The sequence below is a fragment of the Exiguobacterium sp. s140 genome (assembly GCF_018617035.1).
GTDB classification, from domain to species: domain Bacteria; phylum Bacillota; class Bacilli; order Exiguobacteriales; family Exiguobacteriaceae; genus Exiguobacterium; species Exiguobacterium profundum.
This window is the reverse complement of the sequence record NZ_JACSJK010000005.1, coordinates 191570-207730: the sequence shown is the minus strand read 5'-3', so window position 1 is coordinate 207730 and position 16161 is coordinate 191570. Positions and strand designations below refer to the sequence as shown.

Sequence of the window (16161 nt, the reverse complement as noted above, 5' to 3'; positions counted from 1 at the left end):
TTCCCATGCCGAACACGGAAGTTAAGCGTCTCAGCGCCGAAAGTAGTTGGGGGATCTCCCCCTGTGAGGATAGGACGTTGCCAGGCAAACGGTGGTTCTGGAGCATTCGCTCAAGGGCCGCCGTTTTTTCATATCATCGATTCAGCTTAGTGGAAGAGAGGACGTAAGAAGCAATGGCTAAGAAGATCAAAGTATATGTCGAACCAAATGAAACGGTCAGTGAATGTTTAGATCGAATCAACGAAATGGGTTATCGTCCTATACGCCGTATTGAAAAGCCCGTCTTTGAGCAAACGGGAGCCAAAGATGAACCTGTCCATTCCCATCAATCGATTTTATTTGAATGCGTCTCTAAAGAATCCTAATGCCAAGCCGTCACACAATCTGCGTGACGGCTTTTTTATGTCTCAAAAAGAATGCTCGCGTTCAAAGCATCGATCTCCAAGGGCATCTAGTAGAGTTTGAGCCCGTTTTTCTATCTTTTTAGGAAGATTCTCTTTACTAAAGTATTCAAGAGTCAAACTTTCCCCATCTTCCATGGCGAGCGCTCCATGTACTCCTTTCGCCTGGTATAAATGAATGACACCGTATGTCTCGTCTCCGTTTGGATATTTGAAGTAACCATCTGGACCGGAAAAGACTTGAATGAATTCAAATTGCTCAGCGAAAAGTCCAGTTTCTTCTTTTAATTCTCTTGCTGCGACTTCTTCCAATGTTTCCCCGAGTTCCATCGACCCTCCTGGTAAACCCCAATCAAGCGTATCGGATCTATGTTGCATCAGTACCTCTTTCTTTTGATTGATGACCAAAATGGTCGCTCCCACACTGATGATCGGACGGTTGCCAATCACTTCTCTAAGACTCGATATGTAACTCATCGAACTCCCCCTTTTCAATAGCATACATTATCGGAGAAGATTGTGCTGATAACATCCAAAAAGCGAACGATAAATATTCAGACAATTAAAATGTTCGCAGTTTATTGACATGTTTTCAAAGAACAAGGTACGATAGGCGTGTGAGATAAGAAAAATAAATAGTGCTCCATATAATCGCAAGGAAATGGCTTGCAAGTTTCTACCTGATCACCGATTCTGATCAGACTATGGGGTGTAGCGGACGTGTATTTGTCATGCCTATACCCTAAACTGATTGTCGGTTTAGGGATTTCTTTTTGTAAGGGGGACATTGGGAATGAACGTAGCAGTTGGAGTAATCATGGGAAGTTCATCTGATTGGGAGACGATGAAACATACGTGTGACGTGTTGGATGAGTTGCAGATTCCATATGAAAAACAAGTCGTATCCGCTCACCGTACACCAGACCTTATGTTCGAATATGCTGAAGAGGCACGAGGCAGAGGCATCCAAGTGATCATTGCGGGTGCTGGTGGGGCAGCCCACCTTCCTGGAATGGTCGCTGCGAAAACGACACTTCCTGTCATCGGTGTCCCGGTTCAGTCGAAAGCACTCAATGGAATGGATTCGCTTCTCTCCATTGTTCAGATGCCTGCAGGAGTTCCAGTAGCGACTGTTGCGATTGGTAAGGCGGGAGCAACGAATGCAGGATTATTGGCTGCTCAAATCCTCAGCATCCACTCCACAGACATAACACATCGACTGGATGCATTTCGTGAGAAGAAACAAGAGATGGCGATGCGAGGAACGGAGGAGTTGGTCTGATGAGAATCGGAATTTTAGGTGGAGGACAACTTGGACGGATGATGTCACTCAGTGCGAGTGCAATGGGATACACGACACTTTGTCTTGACCCGAACCCCAATGCACCGACTGCTCAAGTGGCAGATTCAATTGTTGCCTCATTTGATGATGTCGATGCCGCAAAAGAACTCGCTGCTCGTTCAGACGTTGTGACGTATGAATTTGAGAACATCGATACGGAAATGATTGCAGCCATCGAAGAAAAATGCCCACAAGGTATGGACGTGTTGAAGGCGACGCAACATCGCATCTTAGAGAAACAGATGATTGAATCAGCGGGACTACGTGTCGCTCCATATGTTTCGGTACGTACGGTTCGAGATGTACGGCAGGCATATGAGAAGCTCGGCTTGCCGTTTGTCATCAAAACGTGTCGTTTCGGCTATGACGGGAAAGGGCAGACGGTCATTCGGTCGGAACATGACCTTCAGACATTCGTTGAACATTTTGTCGAGCAGGAATATGTCGCCGAAGCTTGGTTGCCATTTGAAAAAGAAATTTCAGTCATTGTGACGAGAGGGTATGACGAAACGTCGACATTCCCAATCAGTGAAAACATTCATCACAACAACATCCTACATTTATCGATTGTACCGGCTCGCGTATCAAATGAGATTCAAGAGGATGCAAGACACCTCGCTCTCCAGCTTGCAGACCATATCGGCTTAATGGGAACGCTCGCTGTCGAGCTGTTCGTCATGGCGGATGGCCGTCTATATGTGAATGAGCTTGCGCCGCGTCCGCACAACTCCGGGCACTACACGATTGACGCTTGTGAAACCTCACAATTTGAACAACACATTCGAGCCGTGACCGGGATGCGCCTCGGACGGACGAGATTGACATCGCCTGTCGTCATGGTCAACCTTCTCGGCGAGCATATGCCACGACTTCATGTCAAAGCATTGCCATCGAATGTTAAACTACATCTGTATGGAAAAGATGAAGCGAAGACAGGTCGCAAAATGGGACATTTGAACGTCCTTGGTGACACGGTCGAAGAAGCGCTTCATACCATCGAACAACTGGCAATTTGGAAGGAGACCGTTTTATGATTTCACGCTACACCCGCCCAGAGATGGCAAACATTTGGACTGATCAGAACAAATTCGAGGCTTGGTTAAAAGTTGAACTTTATGCCTGTGAGGCTTGGAGTGAACTCGGTATCATCCCGAAAGAAGATGTACAAGTTCTTTGGGACAAGGCATCGTTCGATGTTGATCGCATTCTAGAGATTGAACAAGAGACACGTCATGATGTGATTGCGTTCACTCGTGCCGTTTCCGAGACACTCGGAGAAGAGAAAAAGTGGGTACATTACGGATTGACGTCGACGGATGTCGTCGACACGGCACTCTCGTACTTAATCAAACAGGCGAATGATCTTTTAGAAGCCGATTTAGATCGCTTCATCGGTATTCTCGCAGAAAAAGCGAAGGCACATAAGTATGATATCATGATGGGACGTACCCATGGCGTTCACGCGGAACCGACCACGTTCGGTCTGAAGCTCGCCCTCTGGTATGAAGAGATGAAACGGAACAAAAAACGCTTCATGGCAGCTCGCGAAACGATTGAATTCGGGAAGATGAGCGGAGCGGTCGGGACGTTTGCGAATATCGACCCGTTCATCGAGTCATACGTCTGTGACAAGCTCGGTATCCAAGCTGCACCGATTTCGACACAGACTCTCCAACGTGACCGTCATGCCGAGTACATGTCAACACTCGCATTGATTGCCACATCGATTGAAAAGATGGCAACGGAGATTCGTGGACTTCAAAAAACAGAGACACGCGAAGTGGAAGAGTTCTTTGCGAAAGGACAAAAAGGGTCGTCGGCGATGCCGCATAAACGTAACCCAATCGGTTCTGAAAATATGACGGGTCTTGCACGCGTCATTCGCGGTCATATGATGACAGCATACGAGAACGTCCCACTCTGGCATGAACGTGATATCTCGCACTCATCAGCAGAACGAATCATCATTCCGGATGCAACGATTCTCCTCAACTACATGTTGAACCGTTTCGGTAACATCGTGAAGAACTTGACGGTCTTCCCGGACAACATGCGTCGCAACATGGACCGCACGTTCGGAATCATCTTCTCGCAACGGATCTTACTCGGTCTCATCGAAAAGGGTTGGTCTCGTGAAGCGGCATACGACGCGGTTCAACCGAAGGCGATGCAGGCATGGGAAGAAGAGACGATGTTCCGTACATTGATTGAAGAGGACAAAGAGATGGGCGCACTCTTTACGAGTGAAGAGCTCGATGAGTTGTTCGACCCGCGTTATCACGTACGCCGTGTCGATACGATTTTTGAACGCTGTGGTTTGTAATCGTTGAGGGGCGACAAGCCCCTCTCACTTTTAAGGGGGAACGGTTCAGATGAAAGCAATTTATGAGGGCAAGGCGAAGGCGTTATTTGAGACAGAAGAAGCGGGTGTGCTTCGTGTGTACTATAAAGACGATGCGACAGCATTCAATGGAGAAAAGAAAGAGTCGATTGATGGGAAGGGGATTTTAAACAATGCCATCACGACCCAGTTGTTCGAATTGATGCATGACAACAAGATTCCGACGCACTTTATCAAACGAATCTCAGAGCGAGAACAGTTGGTCCGCCGTGTCGACATTATCCCGTTAGAGGTGGTCGTCCGCAACGTCGCGGCCGGTAGTCTAGCGAAACGTCTCGGTTGGGAAGAGGGAACACCGCTCCTCGCACCGATTGTCGAGTTTTATTATAAAGACGATGCGCTTGGAGACCCAATCCTCACAGAAGATCATATTCGATTATTGCAAGTTGCCACACACAAAGAAGTCGAAACATTGCGACAACTCGGGCTTTGGGTAAACGATGTCTTGCTCGATTTCTTTAGTCAACACGGGATCGACGTGATCGATTTCAAACTAGAGTTCGGAAAAGTGGATGGGACAATCATCTTGGCGGATGAAATCTCACCGGATACGTGCCGCCTTTGGGACAAAGAAACGAAACAAAAGCTTGATAAAGATGTATTCCGTCGCGATTTAGGTTCTTTGACTGAGACGTATGGACAATTGTTAACACGCATAGGGGGAAACGGACAATGAAAAAAGTAAATGTGTATGTGACATTACGTGAAAGTGTACTCGACCCACAAGGAGTTGCCGTAAAAGGCGGGCTCGAACATCTCGGATTCGCTGGAGTTGAATCGGTGCGCATCGGGAAAGTCATCGAGCTTCAAGTAGCGGACGACACGACAGAAGACATGGTCAAAGAGATGTGTGAGAAGTTACTCGTCAATACGGTCATTGAGAATTATGAAATCGAGATGGGGGTACTCGCATGAAGTTTGCGGTCATCGTCTTTCCAGGATCAAACTGTGACCTCGACATGTACCACGCGGTAAAAGATGTGCTCGGGGAAGAAGCGGAATACGTGTTCCATACGGAAACCTCACTTGAAGGATTCGATGGGGTCCTCTTACCAGGTGGTTTCTCATACGGAGACTACTTGCGCTGCGGGTCAATCGCCCAGTTTTCACCAATCATGGCTGAAGTGAAACGTTTCGCGGAAGAAGGACGCCCGGTACTCGGGGTATGTAACGGATTCCAAGTGCTCGTCGAAGCGGGACTCCTTCCAGGCGTATTGATGCGAAACCGCGATTTGAAATTCATGTGTAAGACCGTCGACCTCGTCGTCGAAAACAACGAGACGATGTTCACAAGTGAGTACGCGGCACAGGAAACGATTCGCGTGCCAATCGCACACGGTGAGGGCAACTACTACTGTGACGAGACGACACTCGAGACATTGAAGGCAAATGGCCAGATTGCGTTCACCTATAAAGAGAACCCGAACGGATCGGTCGAAAACATCGCCGGCATCACGAACGAGGAAGGGAACGTACTCGGCATGATGCCACACCCGGAGCGTGCGGTCGAAGCGTTGCTCGGTGGGGAAGACGGTAAACGGTTATTCACGTCAATCGTAAAATGGAGGGCACGACATGTTACTTACAACTGAACCGACAGCTACACAAATCCGTGATGAACGGATCTATGCCACGATGGGATTATCGGACGACGAATACGCGCTCGTCGTCTCACTGCTTGGCCGGGAACCGAATTATACAGAAATCGGTCTCTTCTCGGTCATGTGGTCTGAACACTGTTCGTACAAAAACTCGAAACCGGTGCTCCGGAAGTTTCCGACAACCGGCAAGCACGTCTTACAAGGACCAGGAGAAGGGGCTGGAATCGTCGACATCGGAGACGGACAAGCCGTCGCCTTCAAAATCGAGAGTCATAACCATCCGTCCGCGATTGAGCCTTATCAAGGAGCAGCGACTGGGGTGGGTGGAATCATCCGTGACATCTTCTCGATGGGCGCCCGTCCGATCGCTTTATTGAACTCACTCCGTTTCGGAGATTTGAACGAATCACGTGTGAAACATTTATTCGGTCATGTCGTATCCGGCATCGCTGGATACGGGAACTGCGTTGGCATCCCGACTGTCGGTGGGGAAGTCGCTTTTGACCCGGCTTACTCAGGAAACCCGCTCGTCAACGCGATGTGCGTCGGCTTCATCCGTCATGAAGACATTCAAAAAGGAATCGCAGAAGGTGTCGGAAACTCGGTCATGTACGTCGGAGCGACGACAGGGCGTGATGGAATCCATGGTGCCACGTTCGCTTCTGAAGAACTCGGAGAAGACGCGGACGAGAAACGTCCGGCCGTCCAAGTCGGGGACCCGTTCATGGAGAAACTTTTGATCGAAGCGTGTCTCGAAGTCATCAAACATCCTGCGCTTGTCGGGATTCAAGACATGGGCGCAGCCGGATTGACGTCATCGTCAGCAGAGATGGCATCAAAAGCAGGGATGGGAATCGAGATGAACCTAGACCTCGTCCCACAACGTGAGACAGGCATGACACCTTACGAGATGATGCTTTCGGAATCGCAAGAGCGGATGCTTCTCGTCGTCAAAGCTGGACATGAAGACGAAATCGAAGCAATCGTCACGAAGTGGGGACTTCATGCAGTCAAAGTTGGGGAAGTCATTGAAGAAAAAGTACTTCGTCTCGTTCATCAAGGGGAAGTCGCGGCCGAAGTACCGGTCGACGCACTCGCCGAAGACGCTCCTGTCTATCATAAACCGTCTAAAGTTCCAGCATATTATGAAGCTTTCCAAGCGATGGAGCCGGTCACACCGATCGTCGAAGACGTGATGGCGACATGGAAAGATGTCCTTGCGATGCCGAGCATCGCCTCGAAACGTTGGGTGTATGAGCAATATGACCATATGGTACAAACGTCGACAGTCGTCGTACCGGGTAGTGATGCCGCGGTCATTCGCATTCGTGAGACGGAGAAGTCGCTCGCGATGACGACGGACTGCAACGCAAAATATGTCTATCTCGACCCACGTGTCGGTGGAGCCATCGCTGTCGCGGAGGCGGCGCGAAACATCGTCGCAAGTGGTGCAGAACCACTCGCTTTGACGGACTGCCTCAATTTCGGGAGCCCGGATAAACCGGAAGGGTTCTGGCAGCTCGATCAAGCCGTCGAAGGAATGGCAGAAGCGTGTCGTACGCTCGATACGCCGGTCATCGGTGGGAACGTATCGCTTTATAACGAATCGAACGGACAAGCCATCTACCCGACACCGGTCGTTGGAATGGTCGGACTCATCGAAAAACCAGAACATATTACGACATCGTTTGCGAAACAAGCGGGAGACGTCGTCTTCTTACTCGGTGAGACAAAAGCAGAATTTGGCGGAAGTGCCCTTCAAATGTTGCAAGACGGAAAAGTGAGCGGTCATGCACCGACACTCAATCTTGAAGAAGAACGTCAGACACAAAAGGCGTTGCTTCACGCTATCCGTGAAGGCCTTGTCACGGCGGCGCATGATGTATCAGAGGGTGGTCTTGCGGCAGCGTTACCGGAACTGGTCTTTGGAACAGGGTTCGGCGTGGACGTGACGATTGACACAGATCTCGTGACGGCGCTATTTAGTGAATCCCAGTCACGTTTCCTCGTGACGGTCGACAAGGCACATGCCGAGTCATTCGCGAGCATGACGAACGGAACAGCAATCGGGACAGTTACAGAAGCATCGACTCTTGTCGTTCGCGCAAGCGACCGCTTGATTGAAATGGACGTGAAAGAGTTAGAGCGTGTATGGGAAGGAGCTATTCCATGTTATATGACATCCGAGGCATGAACGAGGAATGCGGCGTCTTCGGTGTGTTCGGTCACATCGAAGCGTCACACCTAGCCTATTACGGACTTCACAGCTTGCAACACCGTGGCCAAGAAGGAACGGGAATCGTCACGGCAGACGGAGAGCGTCTCCACGCGAAACGTGGACTCGGACTCGTCACAGAAGTGTTTGACGAAACATCTCTCGACGCACTCACCGGGAACCATGCGATTGGGCACGTCCGCTACTCGACGGCTGGCGGCAACACGTTAGAGAATGTTCAACCGCTCCACTTCAAGTCGTTGACTGGCGATTTGGCGATGGCGCATAACGGAAACCTTGTGAATGCGAACGAATTGAAACATATGCTCGAAGCGGAAGGCGCGATTTTCCAGACGACGTCCGACACGGAAGTCGTGGCCCACCTCATCAAGCGGAGTCGCGGCAATTCGTTGAAAGAACGGATCGCTGACAGCTTGGCCCGTCTCGTCGGGGCATTCGCATTCCTATTCTTGACGGAAGATGCACTGTACGTCGGTGTTGACGTGCATGGGTTACGTCCACTATCACTCGGACAAACCGAAGACGGGGCTTACGTGTTCGCTTCAGAAACGTGTGCGTTTGACGTCGTGGGGGCGACGTACGTACGGGATGTGGAGCCAGGAGAATTGCTCATGGTCACGAATGAAGGCATCACGTCAGAGCGATTCAGTGAAGCGGCCGTCCGTGCCATGTGTTCGATGGAATACATCTACTTCTCAAGACCGGACTCCATCATCGATGGCATCAACGTGCATACGGCACGTAAGGCCATGGGGAAAAAGATGTTTGAAGAAGCACCGGTCGAAGCAGATGTCGTGACAGGTGTGCCGGATTCAAGTATTTCCGCGGCAATCGGTTACGCTGAGGCGAGCGGAATCCCATACGAAATGGGACTCATTAAAAACCGTTACGTCGGACGTACGTTCATTCAACCGTCCCAGGAATTACGGGAGCGCGGCGTGAAGATGAAGTTATCAGCGTTACGCGGTGTCGTAAACGGGAAACGCGTCATCATGGTCGATGATTCCATCGTCCGAGGAACGACGAGTCGTCGAATCGTTTCGTTACTCCGGGAGGCAGGCGCGACGGAAGTGCATGTGCGCATCACGTCACCACCGATCAAACATCCGTGTTACTACGGAATCGATACATCGACCAAGGAAGAGTTAATTGCGGCAACCAAATCCGTTGAAGAAATCAGAGAAGAGATTGGTGCCGATTCACTAGCGTTCCTCACATTGGATGGAACGGTCGAAGCCATCGATCGTCCATTCGAAGGAGCACTACGCGGGCAGTGTGCTGCATGCTTCACGGGACTTTATCCGACTGAACTTGCAGAACTCGTGACAGAGACAAAGGCTTAAGGGGGAAATGCAATGAGCGTTCGTTATGAACAAGCGGGTGTGAATTTAGAAGCAGGGTACGAGGCCGTATCCCGTATGAAACGTCATGTTGCTCGGACAATGCGTCCGGAAGTGATGACAGGACTCGGTAGTTTCGGAGCGATGATTGACCTCGGTTCGATGAACATGAAACACCCGATTCTCGTGAGCGGGACCGACGGGGTCGGGACGAAACTGAAATTGGCGTTCGCGCTCGACCAGCATGACACGATTGGAATCGACTGCGTCGCCATGTGCGTCAACGATTGTCTCGTGCATGGAGCAGAACCGCTCTATTTCCTCGACTATATTGCGACCGGGAAAGCAGAACCGGCTAAACTTGAGCGAATCGTCGCCGGTGTTGCGGAAGGATGTGTCCAAGCCGGTTGTGCGCTCGTCGGTGGCGAAACCGCTGAAATGCCGGGGATGTATCCGGATGGCGAATATGACATCGCTGGATTTGCGGTCGGTGTCGTGGAGAAAGAAAACTTGCTCGACGGTTCGACGATTCAGGATGGGGATATCGTGCTCGGACTTGCCTCTTCAGGCGTCCACTCGAATGGATTCTCGCTTGTACGTCATATCGTTGAATCACAAGGTCTTCATTATACGGATGAGATTGCGATGCTCGATACGACACTCGGGAACGCCTTGCTGTTGCCGACACGGATTTATGCCGAAGCGGCGAAAGCGGCGATTTCGACAGGGAAGGTTCAAGGGATGGCACACATCACAGGTGGTGGCTTCTATGAGAATGTCCCTCGCATGTTGCCAGAAGGTCTCGGCATCACGTTCGATACCTCGAGTTGGCCGAGTCTTCCTGTATTCGACTGGCTCGAACAAGTCGGGAACATCTCGAAGCAAGAAATGTTCAACGTCTTCAATATGGGAATCGGGTATATGATCACGGTACGAGCTGAAGATGTAGAACTTGTCGAAGCGGCGCTTGAACGTGTCGGGGAGACTGCGCACCGAATCGGGAAAGTCGAGAGTCGTCCAGGCATCCGGATTTCAGGAGTGGACCAATGAAACGATTTGCCATCTTTGCGTCAGGATCGGGAAGTAACGCCGAAGCAATCTGGCAAGCGATCGCCGATGGTCATTTGTCTGCTGAATGTGTGTTGCTCGTGACGGACAAACCAGAAGCTGCTGTTCTCGATCGAGCGGAGCGTCACGGGATTCCGAGTTTTTCGTTTACACCGAAGGCGTACGCGTCAAAAGAAGAGTTCGAGGAAGAGATTCTCGTCCTGCTCCGTACGCTTCGTGTAGACTATATCGTGTTGGCGGGGTATATGCGCTTGATCGGTAATGTGTTACTATCCGCATATCCGAATCGCATTCTAAACATTCATCCATCGCTTTTACCCGCTTTTCCGGGTAAAGACGCGATCGGACAGGCGCTTGACGCCAACGTACCGACGAGTGGTGTGACCGTTCATTATGTGGATGCGGGGATGGACACGGGTCCGATCATCGCACAGGCGTCTGTCGAGATTGAAGGGTGTGACCGCACCGAGGCGACGCGTCGCATTCAGACGATCGAGCACCAACTGTATCCGCGCGTATTACAACAAGTGTTGAATCAACAGGAGGTTTTCAAGTGAGAGCATTATTAAGTGTTTCTGATAAAACGGGAATTGTCGAACTCGCGACCGTCTTGCATGAGGCGGGCATCGAGCTCATCTCAACAGGTGGGACCGAGGCTGCGCTTCAACAGGCAGGATTGCCAGTCAAGAACATTTCGGAAGTGACATCGTTCCCTGAAATGTTAGACGGCCGTGTCAAAACGTTGCACCCACTCGTTCACGGGGGCTTGCTCGGACGTCGCGACCTCGATACGCATGTCGCACAAATGAAAGATCATCACATCGAACCAATCGATTATGTCGTGGTCAATCTGTATCCGTTCAAGGAGACGATTGCGAAAGAGAATACGACATACGAAGAAGCGATTGAAAACATTGATATCGGTGGACCGAGCATGTTGCGTTCGGCTGCGAAAAACCATGCGAGTGTCACCGTCGTCGTGGACCCGAGTGATTATACACTCGTCGCCGAGGAAGTACGTGGAGGCGGTACATCGTTTGAAACACGTCAACGTCTTGCGACGAAAGCGTTCCGACATACGGCTGCCTATGACGCGTTGATTGCTGACTACTTAGGTCGTCAAATCGGCGAAACGTTCCCAGAGCAGTTGACGGTCACGTATGAAAAAGTTCAAGACCTTCGTTACGGAGAGAACCCACACCAACAAGCGGCGTTTTATAAGACACCGTTATATGACGGGATGACACTTGCGAATGCGACACAGCTTCACGGGAAAGAGCTCTCGTATAACAACATTCAAGATACGAATGCAGCCCTTGAAGCACTCAGTGAATTGACTGAGCCGGCGGCAGTCGTCGTCAAGCACATGAACCCGTGCGGCGTTGCAGTCGGACGGACGATTTCTCAAGCGTTCGAACGTGCCCATGCGGCCGACCCGGTCTCCATCTTTGGTGGAATTGTCGCCTTAAACCGTGAAGTCGATCTTGAGACGGCAGATGCCCTTCGCAACATCTTTTTAGAGATCATCATTGCCCCATCCTTTAGTGAGGCAGCGCTTGACCGATTGAAAGAGAAAAAGAATCTTCGGTTGTTGACGTTAGATATGGGACAGATGACAGGCATGCGCCTTACGGCTGTCGCCGGAGGATTGCTCGTACAAGACGGGGATGACATGACACTCGATGATGCCTCATGCCAAATCGTGACGGATCGTCGCCCGACAGCAGCGGAATGGGAAGATTTGAAACTTGCATGGCGTGTCGTCAAGCACGTCAAATCGAACGCGATTGTCGTCGCAAAAGACGAGACGACGATTGGAATCGGTGCCGGACAGATGAACCGCGTCGGTGCAGCGAAAATCGCTTTTGAACAAGCCGGGGAACGCGCGTCAGGCGCGGCTCTCGGAAGTGATGCCTTCTTCCCGATGGCAGATACGGTCGAAGCGGCAGCGGCAGCGGGCATCACGGCCATCATCCAACCGGGTGGGTCGATTCGTGATGCCGAATCGATTGAAGCGGCAAATCGCCATGGCATCACGATGGTATTCACATCAGTCAGACATTTCAAACACTGAGAGGGGTTTGCGTCATGAACGTATTGGTCATCGGTCGAGGAGGGCGCGAGCATGCGCTCGCGTGGAAGTTGAAACAAGATGGGCATCACGTCTTCGTTGCACCGGGCAACGACTTCATGGAAGGGATGACGTGCGTGTCGATCCATGAAACAGACGTGGAGGCGCTCGCCTATTTCGCAGAAGAGAACGAAATCGAATGGACGATTGTCGGACCGGAGTCGTCGCTCATGGCAGGAGTCGTGGATACGTTCCGCGACAAAGGGCTGAACATCTTTGGACCGACGAAAGCGGCTGCCTTACTCGAAGGGAGCAAGGCGTTCGCCAAGGAAGTCATGATGGAAGCCGGGATTCCGACAGCGGCATACGAGGCGTTCACAGAAGCGGAATCGGCGCTTGCCTATATCGAGAAGTTAGGGGCACCACTCGTCGTCAAGGCGGACGGATTGGCTGCCGGTAAAGGCGTCACGGTTGCATTCACGGTCGAAGAGGCGGAAGCTGCCGTACGTGATATTTTCACGACGGATAAATTTGGCCAACAGTCACAAGTCGTCATCGAAGAGTTCCTCGATGGGGAAGAGTTTTCGCTCATGGCGTTCGTCTCGGGAGAGCGTGTCATTCCGATGATCACCTCGCAAGATCATAAACGTGCCTATGACGGCGACAGGGGACCGAACACGGGTGGTATGGGCGCTTATAGCCCGATGCCACATCTTTCAAAGGACGTGTATGAGGAATCGGTGAAGACCGTATTAGAACCACTCGCGCAGACGATGGTCAAGCGAGGCACTCCATTTGAAGGATTCTTGTACGCCGGTCTCATCTTGACGGCAAATGGACCAAAAGTCATCGAATTCAACGCACGTTTCGGTGACCCGGAAACAGAGGTCATCTTGCCGAACTTGAAATCGCCGCTCCTGGACGTGATTGAAGCGGTCGTTCGACAAGAATCGTATTCGGTTGAGTGGATTGACGGATACACGATGGGTGTCGTCATTGCGGCCGAAGGGTATCCGGACCGACCGATCACGGGCCAGGTGTTATCAGGATTTGAGTCGCTTCCGAAAGATGTGCTAGTCTTCCATGCCGGCACGACAAAGAAGGGCGATCAAGTCGTAGGGAGCGGAGGTCGTCTACTCGTTGTGACGGCGACGAAGCCGACACTGCTTGAGGCGAAAACGGCTGTGTATGCGGCAATTTCACAACTAGATTTACCTGAAACGTTCTATCGATCGGATATCGGGGCGCGAGCGTTTGAACACATTATTTAAAGGATGGGTCAACCCATCCTTTTTTTCATGCGAAAAAAAGGAAATGCCGATATCCTGTTCTACAATAATAAAGTAGCTTGAAGAAGGAGGGTGGTCGGCCTGCGTGTTCAAACAAAATTATTTATTGCGATAGCCGTGAACATCGTACTCTTCATCGGTGTCATTTTATTCGTCATCAAACCGTATTTTGTAGAGAAAAGTATTGAACAGGACAGGGCGATGACCCGCGATCAAATCGAAAGTGTGTCAGAAGTGTTCGCCAATCACCGACTTATGCTCGAGCGGATTCTTGTCGATTGGTCAGTTTGGACGAATGCCTATGATTTTGTTCAAAATCAGAATGAAGCATTCATTGAAAACAACATGGGGGAAGAGACACTCGAAAACTTAGGGGTCGGCGCAATGATTTTCCTCGACCGTGATCGAAAGGTCGTCTACTCGGAGTTTACTCAATTTTATGAATTGGATCGTGAAGAGGACAAAGAGATCTTCACGAACGACTTGATCCGTTACGTCAACTCGTCAGGAATCAAACAAAGTGCGGTGTATGGCACCGATTTCGGTCCGGTCGTCTTCATGAGTCATCCGATTTTGAGAAGTGATGGGACAGGAAAGCCGGGTGGGACGCTCGTACTCATTCAAAAAATCGGTCCAGACTTCATGGCCGCGATGAGTGCCCAAGCAAAAACGAAATTATCGATCAGTCCTCTTTCACACCGGCAGTTGACGGTCGATGAAGACAATCAATTTGCACGTGTCTCGTTACCGCTTCAATCCGTCTATCAAGATGCGAACTGGGAACTCAACTTCTCGGTGAAGCGAATGTACTATACCAATACACAGACCATGTTAGAAACGGGGATGCTCGGGCTGCTTGTGCTCGGTCTTGGTCTATTGTTGACACTGTTTTGGTCGGTGAATCAAATTGTCACGAAACGATTGATGGGCATCGTCAACGAACTGAAATGGATCACGAAAGAACGGAATAGTCGGTTACGGATTCAGTTGCATCCAAATCAACAAGACGAGATTGAAGAGATGGCGATCAGCATGAACGAGGTGCTCGATGCACTCGAACAGACACAAAAAGAATCGTTGACGCGTGCCTTCCGAGATTCTTTGACCCGTCTTCCAAACCGATTGGCGGTCGAAGAGATGTTCGTGAGCTTACCGGAAACGACCCGGTCGATTGGAGTGATGGGAATCGATTTCGACAACTTCCGACGGATCAACGATCAATTTGGTCAGCGTATGGGAGATGCGATGCTGACGTTCTTTGCCTCTCGATTGATGTTTTATAAAGAGGATGGCTTCGTTGCAAGAATCGGAGCGGACGAGTTCATCTTGATTCATCCGGAATGGACGACCGAGGAGCTCATGATCATCGCCAATCAATTGGTGAAAGATTTGCGCGAATGGGGTTTGAAGCAAGGGATGAACCATTTGACCTTGAGTATCAGCATCGACGAATTGACTGGACCGACGCATCATTCCTATGAGGTGATGATGGCGCGACTCGATGTCGTCTTACACGAAGCCAAAGCATCCGGGAAAGATCAGATTCTTTCCTATCAGGAGATTAAAGATGGGAGTCATTACTTGCAGGCACTCGAAATGGAACGTGATTTACGTCATGCGCTGCGTCATGATGAGTTCGAACTTTATTACCAACCAATCGTCTCACCGCAGCCGTTTCAAGTTAGAGGAGTCGAGGCGTTGATTCGCTGGCACCATCCACAGAAAGGATTCGTCTCTCCCGGCGTGTTCATTCCGGTTGCGGAGCAACTCGGGCTCATCTCAGATGTGGGACGTTGGGTGCTTGTGCGCGCCATCACCGAGATTCAAGAGTACGCAGAGCGACTTGACTTATTTTTATCCATTAACGTCTCGAAACGTCAGATTTTAGACGGCTCGTTTTTAGAAGCGTTGGAGGAAACGATCGCTAAGACAGGATTTCCCCCACACCGGTTGCATGTGGAAATCACAGAGAGTGAAGTCGGTGGGAATGTGTATGAACTTCAACAATTCATTCAAGCGTTAAAGGCCATCGGTGTCAAAATATCACTTGATGACTTCGGTGTCGGAACATCGTCGCTTTCATACTTGCAATCCCTGTGTCTCGACATCGTTAAAATCGATCAAAACTTCGTGAAAGGGATTCCGGAGAATAAATTTGACCGCGCGCTGTTAGAAGGGCTATATCAAACTTTCCAAACGCTTGGACTCGAGATTGTCACGGAAGGGGTCGAGCGACCGGAACAGCTTGCGTTCGTATTAGAATATAGTGGTTCGCTCATTCAAGGTTATCATTACAGTAAACCGATTCCGGTCAATCAATTGCATCTGTACTTACGTAAAACCGTCATGACTCAAATTTGATGTAGGTGACTCTTCATAGGAAGAGTCGCCTTTTTTGTGAAAAATATATGT

15 protein-coding genes, 1 rRNA gene and 1 riboswitch are annotated in these 16161 nt (G+C 50.3%); of the genes, 15 read left to right on the top strand and 1 reads right to left on the bottom strand.

The window, feature by feature from the left end; translation table 11 throughout:
* A 5S ribosomal RNA gene (gene rrf / locus KNO61_RS15690) occupies positions 1-86 on the top strand; the annotation flags it as partial.
* Between the two features lie 87 nt (positions 87-173).
* Positions 174-365, top strand: a complete 192-nt coding sequence (locus tag KNO61_RS15685; protein WP_015880702.1) for an NETI motif-containing protein — start codon at positions 174-176, stop codon at positions 363-365.
* A gap of 42 nt (positions 366-407) precedes the next feature.
* Here KNO61_RS15685 and KNO61_RS15680 read toward each other — a convergent pair whose 3' ends face one another.
* Positions 408-878 carry an NUDIX hydrolase gene (locus KNO61_RS15680; protein ID WP_214873832.1) on the bottom strand — a complete coding sequence of 157 codons (471 nt, stop codon included), beginning with the start codon at positions 876-878 and terminating at the stop codon, positions 408-410.
* A 146-nt stretch (positions 879-1024) separates the two neighbouring features.
* Positions 1025-1126: riboswitch (purine riboswitch) on the top strand.
* 68 nt (positions 1127-1194) lie between these two features.
* Here KNO61_RS15680 and purE point away from each other — a divergent pair.
* From purE to KNO61_RS15615, 13 genes are all read left to right on the top strand, one after another.
* Positions 1195-1683, top strand: coding sequence for a 5-(carboxyamino)imidazole ribonucleotide mutase (purE, locus tag KNO61_RS15675; protein ID WP_015880704.1), 489 nt, complete (start codon positions 1195-1197; stop codon positions 1681-1683).
* Complete coding sequence (gene purK, locus KNO61_RS15670) at positions 1683-2777, top strand: 5-(carboxyamino)imidazole ribonucleotide synthase (RefSeq protein ID WP_205728284.1); 1095 nt, start codon at positions 1683-1685, stop codon at positions 2775-2777. The genes purE and purK overlap by 1 nt, the downstream gene beginning before the upstream one ends.
* Positions 2774-4066, top strand: a complete 1293-nt coding sequence (gene purB / locus KNO61_RS15665) for an adenylosuccinate lyase (protein WP_015880706.1) — start codon at positions 2774-2776, stop codon at positions 4064-4066. The genes purK and purB overlap by 4 nt, the downstream gene beginning before the upstream one ends.
* 49 nt (positions 4067-4115) lie before the next feature.
* A complete protein-coding gene (purC, locus tag KNO61_RS15660) occupies positions 4116-4820 on the top strand; it encodes a phosphoribosylaminoimidazolesuccinocarboxamide synthase (protein ID WP_214812745.1) in 705 nt (234 codons plus the stop codon).
* A complete protein-coding gene (gene purS / locus KNO61_RS15655) occupies positions 4817-5059 on the top strand; it encodes a phosphoribosylformylglycinamidine synthase subunit PurS (protein WP_047795907.1) in 243 nt (80 codons plus the stop codon). The genes purC and purS overlap by 4 nt, the downstream gene beginning before the upstream one ends.
* Positions 5056-5736: a phosphoribosylformylglycinamidine synthase subunit PurQ gene (purQ, locus tag KNO61_RS15650; protein ID WP_214873829.1), complete on the top strand. Its 681-nt coding sequence runs from the start codon at positions 5056-5058 to the stop codon at positions 5734-5736. Before purS ends, purQ begins: the two co-directional genes overlap by 4 nt.
* Positions 5720-7939 (top strand): phosphoribosylformylglycinamidine synthase subunit PurL, encoded by a 2220-nt coding sequence (gene purL, locus KNO61_RS15645; RefSeq protein ID WP_214873827.1) that lies wholly within the window; start codon positions 5720-5722, stop codon positions 7937-7939. Before purQ ends, purL begins: the two co-directional genes overlap by 17 nt.
* Positions 7915-9324, top strand: a complete 1410-nt coding sequence (gene purF, locus KNO61_RS15640) for an amidophosphoribosyltransferase (protein WP_214873825.1) — start codon at positions 7915-7917, stop codon at positions 9322-9324. Before purL ends, purF begins: the two co-directional genes overlap by 25 nt.
* 12 nt (positions 9325-9336) lie before the next feature.
* Positions 9337-10371: a phosphoribosylformylglycinamidine cyclo-ligase gene (gene purM / locus KNO61_RS15635; protein ID WP_214873823.1), complete on the top strand. Its 1035-nt coding sequence runs from the start codon at positions 9337-9339 to the stop codon at positions 10369-10371.
* On the top strand, positions 10368-10946 hold the full coding sequence (gene purN, locus KNO61_RS15630; RefSeq protein ID WP_078146256.1) for a phosphoribosylglycinamide formyltransferase: 579 nt from the start codon (positions 10368-10370) through the stop codon (positions 10944-10946). The genes purM and purN overlap by 4 nt, the downstream gene beginning before the upstream one ends.
* Positions 10943-12463 (top strand): bifunctional phosphoribosylaminoimidazolecarboxamide formyltransferase/IMP cyclohydrolase, encoded by a 1521-nt coding sequence (purH, locus tag KNO61_RS15625; protein WP_078146257.1) that lies wholly within the window; start codon positions 10943-10945, stop codon positions 12461-12463. The genes purN and purH overlap by 4 nt, the downstream gene beginning before the upstream one ends.
* A gap of 14 nt (positions 12464-12477) precedes the next feature.
* Positions 12478-13731 carry a phosphoribosylamine--glycine ligase gene (gene purD / locus KNO61_RS15620; RefSeq protein ID WP_214873820.1) on the top strand — a complete coding sequence of 418 codons (1254 nt, stop codon included), beginning with the start codon at positions 12478-12480 and terminating at the stop codon, positions 13729-13731.
* Between the two features lie 90 nt (positions 13732-13821).
* Positions 13822-16110 carry a bifunctional diguanylate cyclase/phosphodiesterase gene (locus tag KNO61_RS15615; protein ID WP_078146259.1) on the top strand — a complete coding sequence of 763 codons (2289 nt, stop codon included), beginning with the start codon at positions 13822-13824 and terminating at the stop codon, positions 16108-16110.
* Positions 16111-16161 lie beyond the last annotated feature (51 nt).